Genomic DNA, 26,660 nt, shown 5'->3' on the forward strand with positions numbered 1-26,660 from the left:
GACAGGCAGAGGGCCTGCCATCCAAAATAAACTTTTATTTTTAGAATAGACAGGCATCTTCCCCCTTCGACAGCACAAATGCGGTACAATACTGTCAAGGCGCGGCGTTTGGGATCCGCTGCGTGCTGAGAAAGGGGAGAGCAGGACAACAGAACAGAAAGCGAGGGACTGTGGATGAATGTGCGGGAACGTACCGAAGAGATCGAGCGGCTGACCCTTGCCCCCTGGGCGACGTTCAGCGATGCGAGCCGGGGAAAGCAGCGGCAGGAAGAGCCGGACGACATCCGGCCCGTGTTCCAGCGGGACAGGGACCGCGTCATCCACTGCAAGGCGTTCCGCCGCCTCAAACAGAAGACACAGGTCTTCCTCTCGCCGGAGGGCGACCTTTACCGCACTCGCCTGACCCATACGCTGGAAGTGACCCAGGTGGCCCGGACCATTGCCCGGGCGCTGCGGCTCAACGAGGACCTGACCGAGGCCATCGGCCTGGCACACGACCTGGGCCACACGCCGTTTGGCCACGCGGGCGAAGCTGCCCTGAACAAGCTCTGCCCCGATGGCTTCAAGCACTATATGCAGAGCCTGCGGGTGGTGGACAAGCTGGAAAAAGAGGGCCTGGGCTTGAACCTGACCTGGGAGGTGCGGAACGGCATTGTGACCCACACCAAGGGTACCTGGGCGGCCACGCCGGAGGGGCGCATCGTCCGGATGGCGGATCAGATCGCGTTCGTCAACCACGATATCGAGGACGCCGTCCGGGCCGGTGTGCTGGACCCGGACATCCTGCCCAAGGAGTGCACGGCGGTGCTGGGCAATACCAAATCCGAACGCATCACCACCATGATCCGCAGCATCCTTGCCCACAGCGACGGAGACGTTGGCGTGGGAGCCGAGGAGCACGAAGCGTTTCTGGCCCTGAAAGATTTCATGTACGCCAACGTGTATGTGGACCGCACCGCCAAGCGGGAAGAGCAGAAAGTGGAAAAAGTGCTCACGGAGCTTTACGAATATTACCTGACCCACATTGATCAGATGTCCAACTTCTATTTGCAGCTGGCCTATCAGGAGGGGCGGGAGCGTGCGGTGACGGACTACATCAGCGGCATGAGCGATGAGTTTGCCATCCGGACGTTCGAAGATGTTTTTGTGCCCCGCAAATGGCACGTTCTTTAAAAAGGAGCAGCAAAAGAGACCATGATCCCACACGAATACATTGAAGAGCTGACCCGCCGGACGGACATCACCGAGCTCATTGGCAGCTATGTCCAGCTCAAGCGCAAGGGGCGGCTGTACGGCGGGCTCTGCCCGTTCCACAGCGAAAAATCTCCCTCGTTCTATGTTTACCCGGACACCCAGAGTTTTTATTGCTTTGGCTGCGGCGCGGGCGGCGATGCCATTACTTTTACCAAGAAGATCAACAGCATTGATTACCCGGAGGCGGTCAAGCTGCTGGCGGCCCGGGCCGGAATGCCGGAGCCCGAAGAGGACGATAAGACCGGGCGGATGCGCAGCCGGATCCTCTCCATGAACAAGGAGGCCGCGCGGTTCTTCCATGCCTGCCTCAATTCTACCGTGGAGGAGGCCCGGCAGGCCCGGGCTTACTGGCGGCGGCGCGGGCTGGACGATAAGACCATTGTCCGGTTCGGGCTGGGGTATGCCCCCAACGACGGGCAGGCTCTCTACCAGTTTTTGCGGGATAAGGGCTACAACCAGCAGGAGCTGGACGCCAGCGGTCTGTTCAAGCGCAGCCAGTCCGGCCGCATTTACTGCCTGTTCTGGAAGCGGGTGATGACCCCTATTTTTGACCTGCGGGGCAACATCATCGCCTTCGGCGGGCGCGTGCTGGACGACTCCAAGCCCAAGTATGTCAACAGCCCGGAAACGCTGGTGTATCACAAGTCGGATACGGTGTTCGCACTGCAGATCGCCAAGAAGAGTGCCTCCCGCCGCTTTGTCCTCTGCGAGGGCTATATGGATGTCATCAGTATGCAGCAGGCGGGCATTGACACGGCGGTCTGCGCCTGCGGCACGGCCCTGACGCCGGATCAGGTCAAGCTCATCAGCCAGTATGCAGAGGAAGTCATCCTCAGCTACGACTCGGACGAGGCGGGCCAGAAAGCCACCCTCCGCTCGCTGGAGCTGTTCCGGAACAGTCCGGTCAAGGTGGGCGTTTTGCAGATCCCCGGGGCAAAGGACCCGGACGAGTACATCAAGAAATATGGGGCAGAGCGGTTCAAGGCTCTGCTGGACGGCGTGGGCAACGCGCTGGATTTCCGCCTCAAGCGGCTGCGGGACAAATACGACCTGAGCCAGGACGGCCAGCGGCTGGAATACATCAAAGAAGCCGTGGACATGCTGGCCGAGCGCTCCAACCCCACGGAACAGGAAGTTTACGTCGGGCGGCTGGCCGAGGAGACCAATGTTTCCAAGACGGCCATTCTGACCCAGCTGGAAACGGCGGTCAAACGGGCAGGCTACAAGCGCCGGCAGGAGCGGAGCCGTGCCCGGCTCAAAGAGGGCGAGATGAACCAGATCAACGTGCCCTACAGCATGGGCGGGGCCGAGGCGCTGGGTGTGGCCAGTGCGCAGCAGCGGCTGCTGGCCGCCATCCTGCGGGAGCCCGGCTATCTGGACATGGTGCGCAGACAGCTCCCGGCGGAAAAGTTCCTGCTGCCCCAGCAGCGGGAGCTGTATCAGGCCATGATCCAGTGCCGGGAACAGGGGATCGAGCTGAGTCTGGCCACCCTGCGTGCCTACGTCAGCGAAGAAGCGCTGAATGAATTGAGCGCCCTTGCGGCAAAATACAGCGATGTGAATTGTACGCCGGACGATATCCGGCTCTACCTGGACCGCATTGCCCGGGGCACCCCGGTAGCAAAAAAGGCGGCCGAAATGTCCAACGATCAATTAGAGCAGTATCTCCAGTCGATGCGGGAGAAAAAACAGGGGAATCTTCCCCCGGAAGAATAACAGGGCATGGCCCTCCTCCACCCGGCTGGAGCCGGAAGGAGAAGGAATCATGCAGAAAATGTCACAAACAGAGGAACTGGCCCGGCTGCTGGCGGCCCGTGCCCGGCGGCATACTCTGACGCCGGAGGAGATCGGCCGGGCGATGGACGAACAGGAGTACGATGCGGCTGGGCTGGATGCGCTCCATGCGGCGCTGGAAGCCCGGGGCGTGACCGTGAAAGAGGAAGACCCCGACCTGCCCCCGCTGGATGAGGCACAGATCGGGCGGCTGGAACACGAGCTCTCGGCGGAGGGCGTGGCGCTGGATGATCCGGTAAAGACCTATTTAAAGGAGATCGGGCGGGTGCCGCTCCTTTCCGCCGACGAAGAAGCAGAGCTGGCCCGGGCGGCGCAGGCCGGGGACGAGGAAGCCCGCCGACGCCTGAGTGAGGCAAATCTGCGGCTGGTGGTCTCGGTGGCCAAGCGGTACGCCGGGCGGGGCCTGCCGTTCCTGGATCTGATCCAGGAGGGAAACCTGGGCCTGATGAAAGCGGCGGAAAAGTTTGAACCGGATCGGGGCTTCAAGTTTTCCACTTACGCGACGTGGTGGATCCGACAGTCCATCACCCGGGCCATTGCCGATCAGGGACGGACCATCCGGATCCCGGTGCATCTGGTGGAGAGCATCAACCGGGTGAAGAAGACCGCAGGGGAGCTGCTCCGCAAAAACGGGCGGGAGCCTACGGCGGAGGAGATCGCGGCCCAGCTGGAGATGGAGCCCGCCCGGGTGCGGGAATTATTACAGCTGGCCCAGGAACCCGTGAGCCTGGAAACGCCGGTGGGCGAGGAAGAGGACGCCCATCTGGAGGATTTTATCCAGGACGAGGAGGCGGGCGTCCCGGTGGACGAGGCCGGGCGGCAGCTGCTGCGGCGGGAGCTGATGAATGTGCTCAAGAGCCTGACGCCCCGGGAAGAGCGGGTCATTGCCCTGCGGTTCGGGTTGGAAGATGGCCGGGCCCGGACACTGGAAGAGCTGGGCAAGGAGTTCCATGTCACCCGGGAACGAGTGCGCCAGATCGAGGCCAAGGCCCTGCGCAAGCTCCGCCACCCCAGCCGGGCCAAACGGCTGCGGGATTATCTGGAGGAGTGAGCCCTGTGCAAGAGCCAACCTGTACAAAATGCACAACCCTGTTTTTGGCAGGAACATGAAAAACGAAAAAATCAAGGCCTAAATCAACCAAAAGCTACACGCCCCCGGGTGTCCTGCAAAACAGGGCTCCCGGGAAATTTTTTGCACCAAAATGCGAAAAATGGCTTGACAGCAAGGCTTTTAGGGAGTATACTAAACCAGTATCACATAATGGCCTAGTGCGCCAAAAAGGGAGTTTGCGTGGAGCGAGCTTGGAGGACCGAACCGAAAAGTTTGTGAAAAACGCCGAACTTCTCCGCGGGGCGTGGGTCGGATTATGTGTGTCTGCTCAAAATTCGACCTGCGTTATTGCAAATCCGTAGAGTATAAAAGTAAGGAGTGGTTGATTTTATGATGAAAGTCAAGCCCGTAAAGCTCGGCAAAACCGAGCGCATGAGCTTCTCCCACATCGACGAAGTCATCAGTATGCCGAACCTGATCGAGGTCCAGAAGAACTCTTATCAGTGGTTCCTGGACGAGGGCCTGAAAGAGGTCTTCCACGATATCGGCACCATTGAGGACTACACTGGTAACCTGGCGCTGAGCTTCGTGGACTTCCGTCTGGATAAGGAGCCCAAGTACAGCATCAAGGAGTGCAAGGAGCGCGATGTGACCTACGCTGCCCCCCTGCGCGTTACCGCCCGTCTGCTGAACAAGGAGACCGGCGAAGTCAAGGACCAGGAAATTTTCATGGGTGATTTCCCGCTGATGACCGATGCGGGCACCTTTGTGATCAACGGCGCTGAGCGTGCCATCGTCAGCCAGCTGGTTCGTTCTCCCGGCGTATTCTACGGAGATGCCAAGGATAAAGTTGGTAACGACCTGTACAGCGCTACCATGAACCCCAACCGCGGTGCCTGGCTGGAGTACGAGACCGACGCTTCCAACGTGTTCTATGTCCGTATTGATAAGAACCGCAAGCTGCCTGTCACCGTGCTGTGCCGTGCACTGGGCCTGTCCACCAATGAGGACATCCTGAACTTCTTCGGTGACGACGAGCGCATTCTGGCTACCCTGGAAAAGGACACCACCAAGAACCAGGAAGAGGGCCTGCTGGAAGTTTACCGCAAGCTGCGCCCCGGCGAGCCTCCCACGGTGGAGTCTGCTACCAGCCAGATCAACATGCTGTTCTTCGACCCGCGCCGTTACGATCTGTCCCGTTTCGGCCGTTATAAGATGAACAAGAAGCTCTCTCTGGCACGCCGCATCATGGGTTATGTTGCCGCTGAGAACATCGTGGCTCCCCTGACCGGTGAGCTGATCGTGGAGGCTGGCACCAAGATCAGCCGCGAGCTGGCTGAGAAAGCCGATGCCGCCGGTGTGAATGTTGTCATCCTGTCCATGGACGATTCCCTCAAGGAGGGCAAGAAGAACGTCAAGGTCATCACCAACGGCTGTGTGGACGCACAGGGCTTCTTCTCCTTTGACGTCAAGGAGTGCGGCATCAACGAGCGCTGCTCCTTTGACGAGATCAAGAAGATCCTGGACACCACTTCCGATGTGGAAGAGCAGAAAGAGATGCTGCGCCGCAACCACGACCAGCTGATCGGCCGTACGGTCACCGTGACCGACATTCTGGCTTCCATCAACTACCTGAACGGCCTGGGCCACGGCATCGGCACCACCGATGATATCGACCACCTGGGCAACCGCCGCATCCGCAGCGTCGGTGAGCTGCTGCAGAACCAGTTCCGCATCGGCTTCTCCCGCATGGAGCGCGTCATCCGTGAGCGCATGACCCTGCAGAGCCAGGATCAGAGCGTCATCACCCCGCAGGCCCTCATCAACATCCGCCCTGTGGTGGCAGCCATCAAGGAGTTCTTCGGTTCTTCTCCGCTGTCTCAGTTCATGGACCAGAACAACCCTCTGGCTGAGCTGACCCACAAGCGCCGTCTGTCCGCTCTGGGCCCCGGCGGTCTGAGCCGTGACCGCGCTGGTTTCGAGGTCCGCGACGTCCACTACAGCCACTATGGCCGTATGTGCCCCATTGAGACCCCTGAAGGCCCCAACATCGGTCTGATCTCCTATCTGGCATCCTACGCCAAGATCAACGAGTACGGCTTCGTGGAGGCTCCTTACCGCAAGGTGAAGAAGACCTACGACGAGAACGGCAAGCTGATCGATCAGGTCGTCACCGACGAGGTCGAGTATATGACCGCTGATGTCGAGGACGAGTACGTTGTGGCACAGGCCAACGAGCCGCTGGACGAGGGCAAGCACTTCATCCGTCCCCGCGTTTCTGCCCGCCGCCGCGACGACATTCTGGAAATCGACGCCGCACAGGTCGATTATATGGACGTTTCGCCCCGTATGATGGTCTCTGTTGCGACCGCCTGCATCCCGTTCCTGGAGAACGATGACTGTAACCGTGCACTGATGGGCTCCAACATGCAGCGTCAGGCAGTGCCTCTGATGGTCACCCAGCAGCCCATTGTGGCAACGGGTATGGAGTATAAGGCAGCTACCGACTCCGGCACCGCTGTTCTGGCAAAGAACGACGGCGTTGTGGAGAAGATGGATGCCGACCATGTGGTGGTCCGCAACGAGCAGGGCACCCTGGACAACTACCCGCTGGTCAAGTTCGCACGCTCCAACGCGGGCACCTGCATCAACCAGCGCCCCATCGTGGAAGTGGGCGAGACCGTCAAGGCTGGCCAGGTGCTGGCCGATGGCCCGGCGATGCGCAACGGTGAGATCTCTCTGGGCAAGAACGCTCTGATCGGCTTCATGACCTGGGAGGGCTACAACTACGAGGACGCCGTCCTGCTGAACGAGAAGATCGTCCGCGAGGATGTGTATACCTCCATTCATATTGAAGAGTACGAGACGGAGTCTCGTGACACCAAGCTCGGACCTGAGGAGATCACCCGTGATATCCCCAACGTTTCCGAGGACGCTCTGAAAGACCTGGACGAGCGCGGCATCATCCGCATCGGCGCTGAGGTCAAGAGCGGTGATATTCTGGTTGGTAAGGTCACCCCCAAGGGCGAGACCGAGCTGACCGCTGAGGAGCGCCTGCTCCGCGCCATCTTTGGCGAAAAGGCCCGCGAGGTGCGTGACACCTCCCTGCGTGTGCCTCACGGCGAGTACGGCATCATCGTGGATGTCAAGGTCTTCACTCCGGAGAACAGCGATGAGCTGCAGCCCGGCGTCCGCGAGGTCGTCCGCTGCTACATCGCTCAGAAGCGCAAGATCAGCGTCGGCGATAAGATGGCAGGCCGTCACGGCAACAAGGGTGTCGTTTCCCGCATCCTGCCGCAGGAGGATATGCCTTATCTGCCCGACGGCACCCCGCTGGACATCGTGCTGAACCCCCTGGGCGTTCCTTCCCGTATGAACATCGGTCAGGTGCTGGAAGTCAACCTGGGCTACGCGGCAAAGGCCTGTGGCATCAAGGTCATGACCCCCGTCTTCGACTCCGCCCGCGAGGCTGATATCGGCGATACCTTTGATACCGCCCGCGAGCTGTGGCACGGCGAGAATGCTCCTGCATATCCCACCAAGCTCCCCAAGATCATGGGCGAGAAGGGCCACATCATCGACTTCTCCAAGATCGAGCTGGACCGCGATGGCAAGACCACTGTTTACGACGGCCGCACCGGCGAGAAGTTCGACAACCGCGTTACCGTCGGTTATATGTACTACCTCAAGCTGCATCACCTGGTCGATGATAAGATCCATGCACGTTCCACCGGCCCCTACTCTCTGGTCACCCAGCAGCCTCTGGGCGGCAAGGCCCAGTTCGGCGGCCAGCGCTTCGGCGAGATGGAGGTCTGGGCACTGGAAGCTTACGGTGCCGCTTACACCCTGCAGGAGATCCTGACCGTGAAGTCGGACGATGTTGAGGGCCGTGTGAAGACCTATGAGGCCATCGTCAAGGGCGAGCCCATCCCGCAGCCGGGCATCCCCGAGTCGTTCCGTGTTATGCTCAAGGAGCTGCAGTCCCTGGGTCTGGACGTTGTGGTCCAGGACAAGGACGGCAACGAGATCGACATGCGCCAGAACTTCGACGACGAAGAGACTGGCTTTGATATGCGCGATGTTGCCGGCAGCGAGACCGTTACCAACGAGAACGAGCTGCTGAATGACTACACCATCAAGGACGCCGACGCGGGTTTCGATGATCCCTCTGTGCTGGACGACAACAACTCCGGCGACGCGGCTCCCGCTTCCGACGAAGTGGACTTTGAGTAAATCCTGAACAAAGCTGTTTTTTGCCTGGCGCGGCGCGCGTGCTGCGTGCCGCGCGGGCAGGGAACAGAGGATTGCAAAGCCGCCTGTTATCATCGAGACAACTAGAGATTAAGAAAGGGTTCGTTTCATGGAAAACAACGTTTTCGATTCCATTAAAATCGGCCTTGCCTCTCCTGAGCAGATCCGCAAGTGGAGCTACGGTGAGGTGAAGAAGCCGGAGACCATCAACTACCGCACCCTGAAGCCGGAGCGCGACGGCCTGTACTGCGAGCGCATCTTTGGACCTACCAAGGACTGGGAGTGCCACTGCGGCAAGTATAAGCGCATCCGCTACAAGGGCAAGATCTGCGACCGCTGCGGCGTCGAGGTCACCAAAGCAAAGGTCCGCCGTGAGCGTATGGGCCACATTGAGCTGGCCGCTCCTGTCAGCCACATCTGGTACTTCAAGGGCATCCCCAGCCGCATCGGCCTGATGCTGGACATCAGCCCCCGCCTGCTGGAGAAAGTGCTGTACTTTGCAAGCTATATCGTTACCAACCCCGGTCTGACCCCGCTGGAAAAGAAGCAGCTGCTGACCGAGAAAGAATACCGTGAGATGCGTGAGCGCTATGGCGACGAGTTTGAGGCCGCCATGGGTGCTGAGGCGATCCAGGATCTGCTGAAAGAGATCGACCTGGATCAGCTGAGCGCTGAGCTGACCGCTGAGGTGGAGAAGTCCTCCGGCCAGAAGCGTGTCCGCATCCTGAAACGTCTGGAGGTCGTGGAGGCTTTCCGCATTTCCGGCAACCGCCCCGAGTGGATGGTCATGGATGTGCTGCCTGTTCTGCCCCCTGACCTGCGCCCCATGGTCCAGCTGGACGGCGGCCGTTTTGCCACCTCCGACCTGAACGACCTGTACCGCCGCGTCATCAACCGCAACAACCGTCTGCGCCGCCTGCTGGAGCTGGGTGCTCCCGACATCATCGTGCGCAACGAGAAGCGGATGCTGCAGGAGGCTGTGGACAGCCTGATCGACAACGGCCGCCGTGGCCGTCCGGTCACCGGCCCCAACAACCGTGCCCTGAAGAGCCTGTCTGATCTGCTCAAGGGCAAGCAGGGCCGTTTCCGCCAGAACCTGCTGGGCAAGCGTGTTGACTACTCCGGCCGTTCTGTTATCGTCGTCGGCCCTGAGCTGAAGATGGATCAGTGCGGTCTGCCCAAGGAGATGGCTCTGGAGCTGTTCAAGCCCTTTGTCATGAAAGACCTGGTGGAAAAGGGTGTTGCCAACAACATCAAGTCCGCCCGTAAGATGGTCGAGCGTGCAAAGCCTGAGGTCTGGGACAGCCTGGAGACCGTCATCAAGGGTCATCCCGTTCTGCTGAACCGTGCACCTACGCTGCACCGTCTGGGCATTCAGGCCTTTAACCCGGTGCTGGTGGAGGGCCGTGCAATCAAGCTGCACCCCCTGGCATGTACCGCGTTCAACGCCGACTTCGACGGCGACCAGATGGCAGTTCACCTGCCCCTGGGCGAGGATGCTTGCCGCGAGGCCAAGATGCTGATGCTGGCTTCCGGCAACCTGCTGAAGCCCTCTGACGGCGCTCCTGTTACCGTTCCTACGCAGGATATGATCCTGGGCAGCTACTACCTGACCACCGTTCGTGAGAACGATGAGGGCGCGGGCAAGATCTTCCGCGACGAGAACGAGGCTCTGATGGCTTACGCCGAGCACGTTGTCACCCTGCACGCACCCATCAAGGTGCGCCGCACCATGACCATTGACGGCGTGGAGCGCACCGGTCTGGTGGATGCCACCGTCGGCCGCATCATCTTCAACAACCCTGTGCCCCAGAACCTCGGTTATATCGACCGTACCGATCCGGAGCACTGGCTGGAGTATGAGGTCAGCTTCCGCGTGACCAAGAAGACCCTGCCCGACATCATTTCCCGCTGCATGACCCGGAACGGCACCCACAAGTGCGCTAAGATGCTGGACGCCATCAAGGCTCAGGGCTACAAGTACTCCACCCTGTCCGCCATCTCCGTTGCTGTCTGCGACGCTGTCATCCCGCCCCAGAAAGACGAGCTGATCGCCGAGGCTGACAAGCAGGTCTCTCAGGTGAGCAAGCTGTTCAACCGCGGCCTGATCTCCGAGAACGAGCGCTACACCCAGACCATCAACATCTGGCAGGCAACCACCGATAAGGTCTCCAAGGCTCTGGCGGCAAACCTGCCCAAGGACAACGAGATCTTCATGATGGCGGACTCTGGTGCTCGTGGTTCTATGAACCAGATCAAGCAGCTGGCCGGCATGCGCGGCCTGCTGGCAAACACCGCCGGTAAGACCATTGAGATGCCCATTCGTGCCAACTACCGTGAGGGTCTGAATATTCTGGAATATTTCGTCTCTGCCCGTGGTGCTCGTAAGGGCCTGGCGGATACCGCTCTGCGTACCGCTGACTCCGGCTACCTGACCCGCCGCATGGTCGATGTCTCTCAGGAAGTGATCGTCCGCGAGATCGACTGCGGCACCACCGATGGCCTGTGGGTCTCTGAGATCCACGAGGGCAAGGAGAAAATCGAGAGCTTCCGTGAGCGTATCATCGGCCGTTACGCCGTGGGCGATGTCATCAACCCCGTTACCGGTGAGGTCATCGTGCCCGAGGGCAAGATGATCGACCTGTACGACGCCAATGACATCGAGGCAGCCGGCATCACCAAGCTGAAGATCCGCAGCCTGCTGACCTGCCGCGCCAAGATCGGCGTCTGCGCACACTGCTACGGCAGCGATATGGCAAACGGTGAGCCCGTCCAGCTGGGCGAGTCCATCGGCGTCATCGCCGCAGAGTCCATCGGCGAGCCCGGTACTCAGCTGACCATGCGTACGTTCCATACCGGTGGTATTGCATCGGCTGAAGATATTACCCAGGGTCTTCCCCGTGTTGAGGAGCTGTTCGAGAGCCGCCGTCCCAAGAGCATGGCCATCATGAGCGAGATCTCCGGTGTGGTCTCTCAGGACGACACCAAGAAGAACGTGGTCATCAAGGTCACTGGCAAGGATGAGAACGGCGCGGAGGTCGTGAAGAGCTACTCCATCCCGTTCACCCAGCACGCACGCGTGATGCCGGGCGACCGTGTGGAAAAGGGCGACATCATCACCCGCGAGGGCGTCCTCTATCCGCAGGACATTCTGGCCATCAAGGGCCTGAGCGATGTCCAGAACTACCTCATCAGCGAGGTCCAGAAAGTTTACCGTCTGCAGGGCGTTGAGATCAACGATAAGCATATCGAGGTCATCGTCCGTCAGATGTGCCGCAAGGTCCGCGTGACCGACTCCGGCTCTTCTGATCTGATCGGCGGCGCTCTGGCAAACCGCCTGGAGGTCGAGAACATCAACGCCGAGCTGCAGAAGCGGATCGACGCTGGCGAAGAGGGTGTCAAGCTGGTGGAGTACCAGCAGGTGCTGCTGGGCATCACCAAGGCTGCCCTGGCCAACGAGTCGTTCCTGTCTGCCGCGTCGTTCCAGGAGACCACCCGCGTGCTGACCGAAGCTGCCATCAAGGGCAAGATCGATCCGCTGGCTGGCCTGAAAGAGAACGTCATCATCGGCAAACTGATCCCCGCGGGTACCGGTCTCCCGGAGGTGCGTGAGGATCTGAAGCGCCGCGAGGAAGAGCGCGACGCCGCTATGGCCGAGGAGCTGGCTGCTGCAAACCAGCAGTAAGCGCTGCGTTCCCCTGAAACCGAATCCATAAACGCGAAGCCGCTTCCACTGAGAAATTCGTGGAGGCGGCTTTTTTGATCGGAAACAAACCGCTCAGGCCGCGCTTTGGCGCGGTCAGCTCCCCTGTTAGGGGAGCCGAATGGATGAAAAGAAAATTCGGCGAATAAAACAAAAAAATCTTGGAAAAACTGTTGACATTCCGAATCAAAGCGAGTATTATATAACTGTTGCGCGTCCCTACGGGGATAGTGTGACAAAAAAGTCGGGACAAGCCCGATGTGCATTATTAAGAAAGGAGAAACAAAATGCCTACTTTTAACCAGCTTGTACGCAAAGGCCGTCAGGTCCTGGAGACCAAGAGCACTGCTCCTGCACTGCTGAAGAGCTACAATTCTCAGAAGAAACAGTATTCTGATCTGAATAGCCCCCAGAAGCGTGGTGTCTGCACCGCTGTCCGTACCATGACCCCGAAGAAGCCTAACTCTGCTCTGCGTAAGGTTGCCCGTGTTCGCCTCACGAATGGTATTGAGGTCACCTCTTACATTCCCGGTATCGGCCATAACCTGCAGGAGCACTCCGTCGTGCTGATCCGTGGCGGCCGTGTTAAGGACCTGCCCGGTGTGCGTTACCACATCATCCGTGGTACCCTGGATACCCAGGGTGTGGCAGGCCGTAACCAGGCCCGCTCCAAGTACGGCGCGAAGCGTCCTAAGGCCGGTGCTGCGAAGAAGTAATTAAGGAACGAACCGCCATAAACGGCTTTCCATTATATAAATAACAAGTCTGCAATGCAGATGGGCAACAGTTTATGTAAGGTCAGCTCTTTGTGACACAACGGGAGTTTTATTACTTTCGAGTACCGATGATATCATTCTGTGAAGGAGGGAAGAAAGATGCCTAGAAGAGGTAACATTGCTAAGCGCGATGTCTTAGCTGATCCTATTTACAATTCCAAGATGGTCACTCGTCTGGTCAACAGCGTGATGCTGGATGGCAAGAAGGGCGTCGCTCAGAAGATCGTTTATGAAGCTTTCTCCATGATTCAGGAGAAGACCGGCAACGATCCTCTGGAGACTTTCGAGAAGGCGATGGAGAACATCATGCCCAGCCTCGAGTGCAAGACCCGCCGCGTTGGTGGCGCGAACTACCAGGTTCCTCTGGAAGTGAGCCCCGCCCGCCGCGAGACCCTGGGCCTGCGCTGGCTGACTGCTTACAGCCGCAGCCGTGGTGAGAAGACCATGGCACAGCGTCTGGCTGCTGAGATCATGGATGCTGCCAACAACACTGGTAACGCCGTGAAGAAGCGCGAGGATACCCACAAGATGGCCGAGGCCAACAAGGCTTTCGCTCATTTCCGTTATTGATCTGTTCTGTAGGAGGTTAATTTCATGGCTACTCCCAGAGAAGTTTCTCTTCAGATGACGAGAAATATCGGCATTATGGCCCATATTGATGCTGGTAAGACGACGACTACCGAGCGTATTCTGTACTACACCGGCATCAACCACAAGATCGGCGAAGTTCACGACGGCGGCGCTACCATGGACTGGATGGTCCAGGAGCAGGAGCGTGGTATTACCATCACCTCCGCAGCCACCACTTGCTACTGGAGCCATTCTGAGACCCAGAAGGACCCCGTTGCATTTAAGAAGAACCGTCACCGCATCAACATCATCGACACCCCGGGCCACGTGGACTTCACTGTTGAGGTCCAGCGCTCCCTGCGCGTTCTGGACGGTTCTGTGACCGTTCTGGCCGCTAAGGGTGGTGTCGAGCCGCAGTCTGAGACCGTTTGGCGTCAGGCTGACGAATACAAGGTTCCCCGTATGGTGTACGTCAACAAGATGGATACCATGGGTGCCGACTTCTTCCGCTGCATCAAGATGCTGCATGATCGTCTGCACGCCAACGGCGTTGCAATTCAGCTGCCTATCGGCCAGGAGGATACTTTCCGTGGTATCGTTGACCTGGTTGACATGAACGCTGAGGTCTACTACGACGACATGGGCAACGACATGCGCTGTGAGCCCATTCCCGAGGATATGGTCGAGCAGGCTGAGGAGTATCGCAACATCCTGATCGAGGCTGTTGCTGAGAACGACGAAGAGCTGATGGAGAAGTATCTCGAGGGCGAGGAGATCACCAAGGCTGAGCTGAAGGCCGCTATCCGCAAGGAGACCATCGCCAACACTCTGGTCCCCGTTACCTGCGGTTCTTCCTACAAGAACCGTGGTGTCCAGAAGCTGCTGGACGCCATCGTGGATTATATGCCCGCACCTACTGATGTCGAGGACATCAAGGGTGTGAATCCTGAGACCGAAGAGCAGGAGACCCGTCCGTCTTCCGACGACGCTCCGTTTGCCGCTCTGGCCTTTAAGATCGCTACCGACCCGTTCGTTGGTAAGCTGGCATACTTCCGTGTTTACTCCGGCAAGGTTGAGGCAGGTACTACTGTCTACAACTCCGTGAAGGACACCAAGGAGCGTATGGGCCGCATCCTGCAGATGCACTCCAACCACCGCAAGGATATCGACTGCTGCTACGCAGGTGATATCGCTGCCGTTGTCGGTCTGAAGAACACCACCACTGGTGATACTCTGTGTGATGAGAATCATCCCATCATTCTGGAGTCCATGAAGTTCCCCGAGCCCGTTATCCGCGTTGCCATTGAGCCTAAGACCAAGGCCGGCAACGAGAAAATGGGCATTGCGCTGGCAAAGCTGGCCGAAGAGGACCCCACCTTTAAGACCTACACCGATGAAGAGACCGGCCAGACCATCATTGCTGGTATGGGCGAGCTGCACCTGGAGATCATTGTTGACCGTCTGCTGCGTGAGTTCAAGGTTGAAGCAAACGTGGGTGCACCCCAGGTTGCTTACCGTGAGACCATCCGCAAAGAGGCCAACCAGGAGACCAAGTACGCACGTCAGTCCGGTGGTAAGGGCCAGTACGGTCACGTCAAGATCAAGATCGAGCCCAACGAGCCCGGTAAGGGTTACGAGTTCGTCAATGCCATCGTTGGCGGCGCGATCCCGAAGGAATACATCCCGGCTATCGACAACGGTATCCAGGGTGCTATGAAGTCCGGCGTTCTGGCAGGCTATCCTGTCGTTGACGTCAAGGTCACCCTGTGGGATGGTTCTTATCATGAGGTCGACTCCTCTGAGATGGCGTTCTCCATTGCGGGTTCTATGGCATTCAAGGATGCTATGCGCAAGGCGGATCCCATCATCACCGAGCCTATCATGAAAGTTGCTGTCATCGTTCCCGACGAGTATCTGGGCGATGTGATCGGCGACCTGAATGCTCGCCGTGGTCAGATCCAGGGCATGGAGGCAATGGCTGGCACCCAGCGTGTCAACGCGTTCGTTCCTCTGGCTCAGATGTTCGGCTATGCCACCGACCTGCGTTCCAAGACTCAGGGCCGTGGCCAGTATGTCATGGAGCCGTCTCACTACGAGCCGGTGCCCAAGAACATTGCCGACCAGATCATTGCTGGCCGCACCAAGGGCTGATCGTTGAAAAACGGATAATGATTTTGCCGGGGTAGTGTAACTCCGGCAAAATTTCCTGTAAAAGCACTTGATTTTACAGGGCAAATTTAGTAGAATAGTTTTGCAATGCAATTCTGTATGTGCAGGACTGTTGTAACCAATATCAAAACCTAATTAAGGGAGGATATTCCAATGGCTGAAAAGGCAAAGTTCGACCGTTCTAAGCCGCATGTTAACATCGGCACCATCGGTCACGTTGACCACGGCAAGACCACTCTGACCGCCGCTATCACCAAGTATCTGGCACTGAAGGGCGACGCAGACTTCATGGATTATGCCAACATCGATAAGGCTCCCGAGGAGCGCGCTCGTGGTATCACGATCAACTCCGCTCACGTTGAGTATCAGACCGACGCTCGTCACTACGCTCACGTTGACTGCCCGGGCCATGCTGACTACGTTAAGAACATGATCACCGGTGCTGCTCAGATGGACGGCGCTATCCTGGTCGTTGCTGCTACCGATGGTCCCATGCCCCAGACCCGTGAGCACATCCTGCTGGCTCGTCAGGTCGGCGTGCCTTATATCGTCGTGTTCATGAACAAGTGCGATATGGTCGACGACGAGGAGCTGCTGGATCTGGTCGAGATGGAGATCCGTGAGCTGCTGAGCGAGTATGACTTCCCCGGCGACGATACCCCGATCATCCGTGGTTCCGCTCTGAAGGCTCTGGAGTCCACCTCCAAGGATCCTGATGCACCCGAGTATGCTTGCATCAAAGAGCTGATGGACGCTGTTGACTCCTACATCCCCAACCCGGATCGTGAGGAGGACAAGCCCTTCCTGATGCCCATCGAGGATGTCATGACCATTTCTGGCCGTGGTACCGTTGCTACCGGTCGTGTTGAGCGTGGTGTTGCCAAGGTTGGCGATGCTATGGAGATCGTCGGCATCAAGCCCGATCGTCTGACCACCACCATCACCGGCCTGGAGATGTTCCGTAAGTCTCTGGACTTCGCTGAGGCTGGCGATAACATCGGCGCTCTGCTGCGTGGTGTTGATCGTACCCAGATCGAGCGTGGCCAGGTTCTGGCTAAGCCCGGCACTGTGCACCCCCACAAGGTCTTTGAGGCTCAGGTCTACGTCCTGACCAAGGACGAGGGCGGCCGTCACACCCCGTTCTTCTCCAACTATCGTCCTCAGTTCTACTTCCGTACCACCGACGTGACCGGCATCATCACCCTGCCGGAAGGCACCGAGATGTGCATGCCTGGCGATAACGTCATGATGCACGTTGAGCTGCTGACCCCCGTTGCTATGGAAGAGGGCCTGCGTTTCGCTATCCGTGAGGGTGGCCGTACCGTTGGTTCTGGCGTCGTCGGAAAGATCATTGAGTGATTTTGACCCTGTGCGCCTGTTCTAAGGCAAAAGGTTAAACTTACAAAGAGTCTTCCCATTCCGGAGAGTGGGAAGGCTCTTTTTGCGTCCCCGGGGGATTTACTGCAAAAATAAAGAGTGCTGCACGGCTTTCAAACGAGCTGTCAGCACTCTTTTTTACTTTATGGGAGATGGATTCAGTCCACAACAGGAATATCCAGCCCGAATTCCAGAGGGCGGAAGCGGGGACAGACATTGTCCGAGGTGCAGATGACCGAGGCAGCCAGACGGCTGCCGATCTCACAGGACTGGGCCGGATTTTTGCCGTAGGTCAGGCCAATGACCGTGCCGGCAAAGAACGAATCGCCTGCGCCGGTGGTGTCAATGACGTCTACCTTTTTGGCGGGGATAATACCACTCTCACCGTTGTGGCTGGCGTAGACAGCGCCCTGACCACCCATGGTGACCACCATGCAGGGGATATTGGCACTGTGGACATTGGCGGCCAGAACTTCCCGCATCTGAGTGGGGCTCAGGTGGTCGTAATCGTCCGAGAAGAGGAGCCCGGCTTCCTGCTGGTTGCAGACGAAGCAGTCGATCTGCTGCAGGAAATCCCGGCGCTCCATGGCAATGCTCATGTTGGAGACTGCCGCAAAAACTTTTTTATTGTACTTTTTGGCAAAGCGGAGCACCTGCTTGACGGTATCTTTTTCGAGATCCAGCTCCAGCGCAATGCTGTCACAGTCCTTGAAGATCTCATCGCCCTTTTCTTCCAGCAGGCGGGTGAGGGGGCTGGTGTCCGGCCGCTTGGAGATGGCGGCGCAGACGTCGCCGTCGTTGTCAAAGACAGCCAGCCAGGTGCCCATACCATCCGGTACCGTCCGGATGTACTTCGTGTTGACCTTGTGGGCCTTCAGCTTGTTGATGACATCCTGGCCGATGCCGGTGTCGTCTACCAGACTGACGAACGTGGGCCGCAGCTCCACATTGGCAATGTCTTCCGCCACGTTGCGGCTCACACCGCCGTGCACTTGCTCTACCCGGCCGGCATTTCGTCCGCCCGGGATATAGGTGGAGAGGGGATAGCCCTTGATGTCCACAAACACCGCGCCAATTACAACGATTCCCATAGTGTTTTCCTTTCCTGTTCCGATTCAGATTATCTTTATTGTATCGGGTTTGCAGGGCGGGGTCAAGAGCAAAGGGCAGCAAAAAGCACGCGGAGCCCAAAGGCCCCGCGTGCGGTGGGAATCAGAATTTAGCTGTCCATATGCTGCTCCACAAAGTTATCTACCATTTTATCCAGCTGGCAGATCGCGTGCTCGGCACCTTTGGCCAGTTTGCGGGCGGTGCGCTTGACCTGCCGCTGGTTCTGGGTGGCGGCCATGGTGCCCACGGCGCCCAGTGCGGCTCCGGCAGCCATGCCCACCAGCAGGGAGCCGGTGGGGCTGGAATGAGATGTGTTTTTCATGGGGACTCTCCTCTCTGTTCACAAATTTTTCAGGCGATGTTCCTAGTATTTCCGCCAAAGAATCCACTATGCGCTTTTTTTGCGCAGGAAAATGTGGTATACTGTATCATACGCTGATAAAATCGGCTTGGTGTGTGCACCGTGCCGGGCAGCGCATTCTGCGAAGGAGGCTTCTTTTTTGCTGAAATTGACGGAACCGAAGAAAGTTCTCTGCATCCACGACCTTTCGGGGGTGGGGCGGTGCAGCCTGGCAGTCATCCTGCCGGTGCTGTCGGTCATGGGCGTGCAGCCTGTGGCGCTGCCCACCGTGGTGCTCTCGACCCATACGGGCGGGTTTGGCACCCCGGCCCGGCTGGACGGCTGTGATTACGGCATGGCCGCGCTGGAGCATTACCGGGAGCTGGGACTGGAATTTGACTGTATTTATACCGGATACCTCGGCGGCGAGGCGCAGACGGCGATTGCGGAAAAAGCCTTTGACCTGTGGCCTGCGGCCAAGAAAGTGGTGGACCCGGTGATGGGGGATAACGGCAAGGCCTACTCCACCGTGACCCCGGAATTCATCGACCGGATGCGGACCCTCTGCCAGCGGGCAGACCTGATTCTGCCCAACGTGACAGAAGCCGGGCTGCTGCTCCGGAAAGAAACGCTCCCGGAGAATTTCGACGAGGCTGGGGCCCAGGCTTTGGCCGACGAGCTGACCACGCTGGCCCCGGATGCCATCGTTACCGGGGTGGCCATGGGAAAGTACATCGGCTGCGCGGGTGCGGGCCGGGACCGTTTTGTCATCAAAAAGCTGCACATTGAGCGGAGCTTCCCCGGCACGGGAGATCTGTACGGGGCAGTGCTCATCGGCTCGCTCATTCAGGGCAATGTCATGAGCGCGGCGGCGGACAACGCGGCGGAGTTCGTCTCCCTGGCCATCCAGAAGACGCCCGCCGACCAGGATACCCGCTTCGGCGTCTGGTTTGAGCCGTTGCTGCCCCGCCTGTGCCCGCTGCGGGAGTTTTAAGGAGGCAAGCCAATGGAACATAAACCGACGCTGAATATCGTTCTGGTAGAGCCCCGCATCCCCCAGAACACCGGCAATGTGGCCCGCACCTGTGCCTGCACGGCCTGCCGGCTGCATCTGGTGGGGCCTATGGGCTTTGCCATTGATGACAAAAAGCTCAAGCACGCCGGGCTGGATTACTGGCACTACCTCGACATCCATTACTATGATGGATTGGAGGATTTTTTTGCCAAGAACGAGGGCCCGTTTTACTACTTTACCACCAAAGCGCCTCAGCGCTACACCGATGTGGCCTACCCGGACGGGGCGTATCTCGTCTTCGGGCGGGAGGACGCGGGCCTGCCGGAGGCTTTGCTGGCGGCCAATCAGGAGCACTGCGTCCGGATGCCCATGCGGGACACCTGCCGCAGCCTGAACCTTTCCAACAGTGTGGCGGTGGGCGTGTATGAAGCCCTGCGTCAGTGGGATTTCCCGGAGCTGCTGGACCATGGCCACCTGCGCGACTATGAATGGAAATGAGGAAACTATGAGCAAAATTGCAATTTTGACCGATTCCTCCTGCGATATCCCGCAGGAGCTGGCCGAGAAGTACGGCATTGACATTATGGGCTTCCACATTCTGCTGGACGATGTGGACTATGTGGAGCGGGAGAGCTGTACCAACATTGAATTTTATGACAAGATGCGCGCTGCCAAGGGCATCCCCTCCACGGCGGCCATCACCCCCATCCAGTTCTGTGAGCAGTATTGCAAGTATGTGGACGAGGGCTACACGGATGTCATCCATGTGCCCATCAACAAGTCTGGCTCCTCCACCTACAACAACGCTGTGATGGCACAGGGAATGCTGCGGGAAGAGCGCCCGGAGCACCACCTGAAGATCCACCTCATCGACCCCCACACCTACTCCATGGTGTTTGGCTGGTATCTGTGTGAGATGGCCCGCAAGCTGCGCAACGGCGCGGAGATCCCCATGGTCATCCACGAGTTTGAGGACAGGATGAACCGGATGGAGATCATCCTGGGACCCTACAGCCTCAAGCAGATGAAGAAGAGCGGACGCATTTCCGCCGCCGCCGCTGTCATGGGCGAGCTTATGGGCATCCGGCCCATCATCACCCTCATCGACGGCAAGACCAAGGTGGAAGGAAAAGTGCGCGGCGACGACAAAGTGGTGCCTGCGATGATCGAGCTGTGCAAGAAGCGTGCTGGGGATGTGGAAGACTTTGATTATATGATCGGTCACACCAACATCCCGCAGGCGGCAGAGCTGGAAAAGGCCTGCAAGAAAGCCTTTGGCAAAGACCCGCTTATCACCTTTACGCTGGGCGGCGTCGTTTCTGCCAACACCGGCCCCGATACCCTGGCGCTGGTGTATGTGGGCCACGCAAGAGACTAAAAATACGCCCTCTCCGTCTCGCAAATGCTCGACAGCTCCCCCAAAGAGGGAGCCAGGTCTTGCCTCTCCCTTTGGGAGAGGTGCGGAGCAAAGCGAAGCGGAGAGGGCTTTTTGTTGCATTCTCATCATTTTTATGCTATAATTCTCTCTGCTGTGCCTGGGGCACAGCTCCAAAGAGCAACTTAGGATTTTAGGCTCCCCGGTGTGTCTCGAACCACGCCGGGCCAAACCCGCAGGAACTGGCGGTCCCTGCGCGGTCAAAATTCATTCCGCCGGAGTAGTATATGAAAAATAATGTTTCCGTCCGCAAACTGGCCCGCTGCGCGGTGGTGGCAGCCCTGTACGTTGTGCTCTGCATGGCGCTGCAGCCGCTCTCTTACGGTGCCGTGCAGGTGCGTGTGGCCGAGGCTCTCTGCCTGCTGCCCGTGTTTGGCGCGGAGTATATTGCAGGTGTGGTGCTGGGCTGCTTCCTGGCAAACCTGCTGGGCTCCACCATCGTGGATGTCATCCTTGGCACGCTGGCAACGCTGCTGGCCTGCGTGGTGACCTACAAGCTGCGCAATGTCCGCATCGGCGGGCTGGCAATCCCGGCCTCGCTGCCTCCGGTGGCGTTCAATGCCGTCATCATCGGCATTGAGATCGCGGTGCTCTTCCCGGAGCCGGGCTCCTCGGCTCCGCTCTGGCTGGCCTGCGTGTCCAACGGCATCTCGGTGGGCATCGGCGAGCTCATCAGCTGTACCGTGCTGGGTGTGCTGCTGGTGAAGATCATTGAATCCAACACCGCCCTGAAAAAGATTTTTGAGTAAGCCCTCACAAAAGGAGGAAGCCATGCAGCCAAACGGAATCATCTTCTGGGACTGGAACGGGACCCTGCTGGACGATGTGGATTTCACCCACGGGTGCCTGAACTGGATGCTGGAAACGCACGGCTACCCCCAGCGGTATGACCTTGCCGAATACCGGGAGATCTTTGGTTTCCCCATTGAGGAATATTACCTCCGCGCCGGGTTTGATTTTGCCCGGCACCCCTACCCGGAGCTGGCTGCCCGGTTTATGGAGCACTATAACGCCGGAGTCGAGCGGCATTGCCCTGCCATGGCAAACGCCGCCGCCACGCTGGCAGAGCTCCAGCGCCGGGGCTGGCAGCAGGCTGTGCTTTCCGCCTCCCGCCGCGATTACCTGATCGAGCAGGTACGCGCGCGGGGTCTTGAGGACTATTTTACCGAGTTGCTCGGTCTTCAGGACATTTACGGCGTGAGTAAGGTGCAGGTGGGCAAAGACTGGCTCCGGAACAGCGGGGTGGACCCTGCCGCCTGCGTGATGGTGGGGGATACCACCCACGATGCCGAGGTGGCGGCTGCCATGGGGACAAAATGCGTCCTCTGCACCAGCGGGCATCAGTCCCGCGCCCGGCTGGAGGCCGTGTGCGCCCATGTCATCGACGACATAAGCCAGCTGCCCGGGGTGCTGGAAACCCTTTAAAAAACAGAAGACAAAAACCGACAGCGTCCGCGCTTTGCAAAGAGTACGGGCGCTGTTTTGTTTTGGAAAAGATGCGGCAAAGAGACGCCGATGGGAATGATTTTACAGAAAGTTCATTCAAAACACCGGAAAAACAGGGGAGTTGGATTTGACGGCTCTGCGGGTTTGGTGTATCATATATCTGTATGTTAGTTTTCCGCGCGGGCAGGCTTCTGCCCGGATTTTTGATAGACGAGGTGTGATCAATGTCCCTTGCTGAAAAACTCTTTGGCAGCTTCTCGGACCGAGAGCTGAAAAAGATCAACCCCCTGACCAAGCAGGTGCTGGCACTGGAGCCCAAGTATCAGGCCATGTCCGATCCTGAGCTGCAGGCCCAGACCCCGGCCTTGAAAGAAAAACTGGCTGCTGGCTCCACGCTGGATGAGATCCTGCCGGATGCTTTTGCCGTCTGCCGTGAGGCTGCTTGGCGTGTGCTGGGCATGAAGCATTTCCCCGTGCAGGTCACGGGAGGCATCGCCCTGCACCGGGGCGACATCGCTGAGATGCAGACCGGTGAAGGCAAAACGCTGGTGGCAACCCTGCCCGCCTACCTGAACGCTCTGACCGGCGAGGGTGTGCATATCGTTACCGTCAACGATTACCTGGCCAAGCGCGACAGCGAGTGGATGGGCAAGCTCTACCGCTGGCTGGGCCTGACCGTGGGCCTCATCGTGCAGGGGCTGGACGGCGATGCCCGCCGCCGTGCTTACAATGCCGATATCACCTACGGCACCAACAACGAGTTTGGTTTTGACTACCTGCGCGACAACATGGTGACCTACAAGGACAACATGGTGCAGCGCGGCCATGTGTATGCCATCGTCGATGAGGTGGACTCCATCCTCATTGATGAGGCCCGCACGCCGCTGATCATTTCCGGCCGGGGCGAGGACTCCTCCAGCCTGTACACCCAGGTGGACCGCTTTGTCCGCACCCTGCGCAAGAGCGTGGTGGTGGAGCTGGAAGACAAGGTGGAGACCGATGAGCAGGCCGATGGCGATTACGTCGTGGACGAAAAGCACAAGACCTGCACCCTGACGGCCAAGGGCATCAAAAAGGCCGAGGAGTATTTCAAGATCGAGAACCTGGCCGCCGCCGAGAACATGACCCTGGCCCACCACATCGACCAGGCCATCAAGGCTTACGGCGTCATGCAGCGGGATATCGACTATGTGGTCAAGGACGGCGAGGTCATCATCGTCGATGAGTTCACGGGCCGTCTGATGATCGGCCGCCGGTACAACGAGGGCCTGCACCAGGCCATTGAGGCCAAGGAGGGCGTCAAGATCGCCGCCGAGAGCAAGACGCTGGCCACCATCACGTTCCAGAATTACTTCCGCATGTACAAGAAGCTGGCCGGTATGACCGGTACGGCCAAGACCGAGGCCACCGAGTTCACCGAGATTTACGGCCTGAACATCGTCACCGTGCCCACCAACCGCCCCAACATCCGCAAGGATTACCCGGACGCCGTGTACAAGACCGTCAACGGCAAGTACAAGGCGGTCATTGAGCAGGTGATGGAGTGCCATAAGAATGGCCAGCCGGTGCTGGTGGGTACCGTCAGCGTGGAGAAGAGCGAGACGCTGGCCAAGATGCTCCAGCGCTACACCCGGGATTTCAACGTCCTGAACGCCAAGAACCACGAGCGTGAAGCGGAGATCGTGGCGCAGGCCGGCAAAAAGGGTGCCATCACCATCGCCACCAACATGGCAGGCCGTGGTACCGATATCATGCTGGGCGGCAACGCCGAGTTCATGGCCAAGGCCCAGATGCGCAAGGAGCACTTCTGTGAGAATCTGCTCAACCCCGAAAAGCCTGAGGACGCCGACCCCAGCGCCGTGGAGCTGCTGCTGACCGAATCCGACGGCCACGGGGAAACCACCGACGAGAATATTCTGGCAGCCCGCAAGCGGTTTGAGGAGCTGTACGCGCAGTACAAGCCCGCCATTGAGGCCGAGGCCGACGAGGTGCGCAAGGCAGGCGGCCTGTTCATCATCGGCACCGAGCGGCACGAGAGCCGCCGCATCGATAACCAGCTGCGCGGCCGTGCCGGCCGTCAGGGCGACCCCGGTGCTTCCCGGTTCTACCTGAGCCTGGAAGATGACCTGATGCGCCTGTTTGGCGGCGACCGTGTGGCGGGCTTGATGGATACCCTCAAGATCGACGAGGACACCCCCATCGAGAACCGAATGATCACCAACACCCTCGAAAGTGCCCAGAAGAAGCTGGAGGGCCGCAACTTTGAGATCCGAAAGAACGTGCTGAAGTACGACGACGTCATGAATCAGCAACGCGAGATCATCTACGGCCAGCGCCACAAAGTGCTGGACGGCGAAGACATCTCCGCCGAGATGCACAAGATGCTGCGGGAGAACATCGACTCTTCCTGCGCCCAGTTCCTGGCGGGCGATGTCAAGGATGAGTGGGACTTTGGTGCTCTCCGCCGTCACTATCAGGGCTGGCTGACCACCGATGCCGACTTCCATTACACGGTGGAGGATTATGACAGCCTGAGCCGCGAGGGCATCGCCGATCTGCTGTATGACCGCGGCATGGATGTCCTCAACGATAAAGAGCAGCGCTACGGTGCCCCCCTCATGCGGGAGCTGGAGCGTATCTGCCTGCTCAAGTGTGTAGACCGCCAGTGGATGGACCATATTGATAATATGGATCAGCTGCGGCAGGGCATTGCGCTGCGCGGCTACGGCCAGAAAGACCCCGTGGTCGAGTACCGCATCGAGGGCTTTGATATGTTTGACCAGATGGTGGATTCCATCCGGGAGTCCAGCATCAAGATGCTGCTGACCATCGAGGTGCGGAAAGCCGGTGCCGCTCCCAAGCGGGAGCAGGTGGCCAAGCCTACCGGAGAGGGCTTTGTGCCCGGCAACGGTGCTCCCGGTGCCAAGGGTGCCCCCAAGGGCCAGCCGGTGCGGGTCATCAAGATCGGCCGGAACGACCCCTGCCCCTGCGGCAGCGGCCTCAAATGGAAAAAGTGCACCTGCGCACAGTACCATCCGGACGGAGCGGGTAACACGCAGGAGTAACATAAGATCATCCGCCCTCTCAGCTGCCTGAGAGGGCGTTTTGCAAAGGAGCGATGTTTGGATGATGAAGCCGAATGAATTGCTGGAGGAAGCCAAGACCCTGCAGCCTCAGCTGCAGAAATGGCGGCGGACGATCCACCGCAACCCGGAGGTGGGCTTTGACCTGCCCAAGACCAAGGCGCTGGTCAAGCAGGCCCTGACCGAGATGGGTTATGCGCCGCAGGACTGCGGCAGGGCGGGTGTCCTCGCGCTGGCCGGGGGAAAGCGCCCGGGCAAGACCATCCTGCTCCGGGGCGATATGGACGCCCTGCCCATCTTTGAGGAGTCCGGAGAGGTGTTTGCCTCCGAGGTGCCGGGCAAGATGCACGGCTGCGGCCACGATATGCACACGGCCATGATGCTGGGTGCGGCAAAGCTGCTGAAAGAGCACGAGGAGGAGATCGAAGGCACCGTCAAGCTGGAATTCCAGCCGGCCGAAGAGATTTTCCAGGGCTCCCCGGATATGATCTCCAACGGCCTGCTGGAAAACCCGAAAGTGGACGCGGCGGTCATGTTCCATGTGCTGGCCGGGATGCCTCTGCCTCTGGGCGAGGTGCTGGTGCCGGGCGGCGGCATCACCATGGCAAGCTGTGAGCAATACCACATTGTGGTGCACGGCAAAGGCGGCCATGGTTCCATGCCGGAAAACTGCATCGACCCCATTACGGCCGCGGCCCATATCCACATTGCATTGCAGGAGATCAACGCCCGGGAACTCTCCCAGAATGATTTTGGCGTGCTGACCACCGGGCGGTTTGCGGCGGGAGCTGCTTCCAATGTCATCCCGGACACCGCCGAGATGTGGGGCACCATCCGCACCACCGACCCCGACAACAAGACCGGGGCGTTCATCCGGCAGCGGATGACGGAGATTTCCGAGGGCGTGGCAAAGACGTTCCGCTGCACAGCGGAGGTGGAGTTCTCGGACTACTGCCCCTGCATGATGGTGGACAAGGCCCTGGCACAGGATGCCATGACCTATATGACCGACCTGCTGGGGAAGGGTGCCATGGATATGGCCCCGCTCACGGGTGGAAAACCTGGCGGCGGCAGTGAGGACTTTGCATTCGTGAGCCATGAGGTGCCCACGGTGAGCATGTTTTTGGCCTGCGGCAGCCCGGAGCGGGGCTACCGCTACGGCCAGCACCACCCCAAAGTCCGGTTTGATGACAGCGTCCTCTGGGAGGGCAGCGCGGCGTACAGCTACTTTGCGCTGCGCTGGCTGGAGGGACACCGGTAAGCCGAAAAACAGGAAGTGTGAAAAG

The 26,660-nt window shown here is 59.0% G+C and carries 19 protein-coding genes and 1 riboswitch; of the genes, 17 read left to right on the plus strand and 2 right to left on the minus strand.

The window, feature by feature from the left end; genetic code table 11:
- The first annotated feature begins 174 nt into the window (after window positions 1-174).
- From C4N22_RS05185 to tuf, 10 genes are all read left to right on the plus strand, one after another.
- Window positions 175-1,173 (plus strand): deoxyguanosinetriphosphate triphosphohydrolase, encoded by a 999-nt coding sequence (locus C4N22_RS05185; RefSeq protein WP_112148218.1) that lies wholly within the window; start codon window positions 175-177, stop codon window positions 1,171-1,173.
- 21 nt (window positions 1,174-1,194) lie between these two features.
- Entirely contained in the window at window positions 1,195-2,970 is a 1,776-nt protein-coding gene (gene dnaG, locus C4N22_RS05190; RefSeq protein WP_112148219.1) for a DNA primase, read from the plus strand.
- Window positions 2,971-3,019: 49 nt separating this feature from the next.
- Window positions 3,020-4,099, plus strand: coding sequence for an RNA polymerase sigma factor RpoD (gene rpoD / locus C4N22_RS05195; protein ID WP_022257789.1), 1,080 nt, complete (start codon window positions 3,020-3,022; stop codon window positions 4,097-4,099).
- A gap of 390 nt (window positions 4,100-4,489) precedes the next feature.
- Window positions 4,490-8,332, plus strand: a complete 3,843-nt coding sequence (locus tag C4N22_RS05200) for a DNA-directed RNA polymerase subunit beta (protein ID WP_112148220.1) — start codon at window positions 4,490-4,492, stop codon at window positions 8,330-8,332.
- Window positions 8,333-8,459: 127 nt separating this feature from the next.
- Window positions 8,460-12,035, plus strand: a complete 3,576-nt coding sequence (gene rpoC / locus C4N22_RS05205) for a DNA-directed RNA polymerase subunit beta' (RefSeq protein ID WP_112148221.1) — start codon at window positions 8,460-8,462, stop codon at window positions 12,033-12,035.
- Between the two features lie 139 nt (window positions 12,036-12,174).
- Window positions 12,175-12,354: a hypothetical protein gene (locus tag C4N22_RS12725; protein ID WP_146746510.1), complete on the plus strand. Its 180-nt coding sequence runs from the start codon at window positions 12,175-12,177 to the stop codon at window positions 12,352-12,354.
- Complete coding sequence (rpsL, locus tag C4N22_RS05210; protein WP_112115279.1) at window positions 12,341-12,769, plus strand: 30S ribosomal protein S12; 429 nt, start codon at window positions 12,341-12,343, stop codon at window positions 12,767-12,769. The genes C4N22_RS12725 and rpsL overlap by 14 nt, the downstream gene beginning before the upstream one ends.
- Before the next feature lie 159 nt (window positions 12,770-12,928).
- A complete protein-coding gene (gene rpsG, locus C4N22_RS05215) occupies window positions 12,929-13,399 on the plus strand; it encodes a 30S ribosomal protein S7 (RefSeq protein ID WP_005930552.1) in 471 nt (156 codons plus the stop codon).
- Between the two features lie 24 nt (window positions 13,400-13,423).
- The gene (fusA, locus tag C4N22_RS05220; protein WP_112148222.1) at window positions 13,424-15,550 is read left to right on the plus strand and encodes an elongation factor G; all 2,127 of its coding nucleotides are present in this window, start codon (window positions 13,424-13,426) and stop codon (window positions 15,548-15,550) included.
- Window positions 15,551-15,721: 171 nt separating this feature from the next.
- Window positions 15,722-16,927, plus strand: a complete 1,206-nt coding sequence (gene tuf / locus C4N22_RS05225) for an elongation factor Tu (RefSeq protein ID WP_112148223.1) — start codon at window positions 15,722-15,724, stop codon at window positions 16,925-16,927.
- Between the two features lie 176 nt (window positions 16,928-17,103).
- Here the strand turns inward: tuf and C4N22_RS05230 are convergent, their stop codons facing one another.
- Window positions 17,104-18,036 (minus strand): carbohydrate kinase family protein, encoded by a 933-nt coding sequence (locus tag C4N22_RS05230; RefSeq protein ID WP_112148224.1) that lies wholly within the window; start codon window positions 18,034-18,036, stop codon window positions 17,104-17,106.
- A 128-nt stretch (window positions 18,037-18,164) separates the two neighbouring features.
- Window positions 18,165-18,377, minus strand: a complete 213-nt coding sequence (locus C4N22_RS05235; protein WP_022256703.1) for a hypothetical protein — start codon at window positions 18,375-18,377, stop codon at window positions 18,165-18,167.
- A 178-nt stretch (window positions 18,378-18,555) separates the two neighbouring features.
- Between C4N22_RS05235 and C4N22_RS05240 the strand changes: the two genes are divergently transcribed.
- The 7 genes from C4N22_RS05240 to C4N22_RS05270 all read left to right on the plus strand — a co-directional run bounded on the left by C4N22_RS05240 (window position 18,556) and on the right by C4N22_RS05270 (window position 26,635).
- Window positions 18,556-19,389, plus strand: coding sequence for a pyridoxamine kinase (locus C4N22_RS05240; protein ID WP_242980951.1), 834 nt, complete (start codon window positions 18,556-18,558; stop codon window positions 19,387-19,389).
- Between the two features lie 12 nt (window positions 19,390-19,401).
- A complete protein-coding gene (locus tag C4N22_RS05245; protein WP_112115284.1) occupies window positions 19,402-19,908 on the plus strand; it encodes a tRNA (cytidine(34)-2'-O)-methyltransferase in 507 nt (168 codons plus the stop codon).
- Window positions 19,909-19,915: 7 nt separating this feature from the next.
- The gene (locus C4N22_RS05250; RefSeq protein WP_112148226.1) at window positions 19,916-20,788 is read left to right on the plus strand and encodes a DegV family protein; all 873 of its coding nucleotides are present in this window, start codon (window positions 19,916-19,918) and stop codon (window positions 20,786-20,788) included.
- 175 nt (window positions 20,789-20,963) lie between these two features.
- Window positions 20,964-21,066, plus strand: a riboswitch (PreQ1-III riboswitch).
- A gap of 6 nt (window positions 21,067-21,072) precedes the next feature.
- The gene (locus tag C4N22_RS05255) at window positions 21,073-21,594 is read left to right on the plus strand and encodes a QueT transporter family protein (protein WP_022256707.1); all 522 of its coding nucleotides are present in this window, start codon (window positions 21,073-21,075) and stop codon (window positions 21,592-21,594) included.
- Between the two features lie 22 nt (window positions 21,595-21,616).
- Window positions 21,617-22,270 carry an HAD family hydrolase gene (locus C4N22_RS05260; RefSeq protein WP_112115286.1) on the plus strand — a complete coding sequence of 218 codons (654 nt, stop codon included), beginning with the start codon at window positions 21,617-21,619 and terminating at the stop codon, window positions 22,268-22,270.
- 245 nt (window positions 22,271-22,515) lie between these two features.
- Window positions 22,516-25,356: a preprotein translocase subunit SecA gene (gene secA, locus C4N22_RS05265; protein WP_112148227.1), complete on the plus strand. Its 2,841-nt coding sequence runs from the start codon at window positions 22,516-22,518 to the stop codon at window positions 25,354-25,356.
- Window positions 25,357-25,417: 61 nt separating this feature from the next.
- Complete coding sequence (locus tag C4N22_RS05270; protein WP_112148228.1) at window positions 25,418-26,635, plus strand: M20 metallopeptidase family protein; 1,218 nt, start codon at window positions 25,418-25,420, stop codon at window positions 26,633-26,635.
- Window positions 26,636-26,660 lie beyond the last annotated feature (25 nt).

This window comes from Faecalibacterium prausnitzii (assembly GCF_003287495.1).
Classification (GTDB): Bacteria; Bacillota; Clostridia; order Oscillospirales; family Ruminococcaceae; genus Faecalibacterium; species Faecalibacterium prausnitzii_I.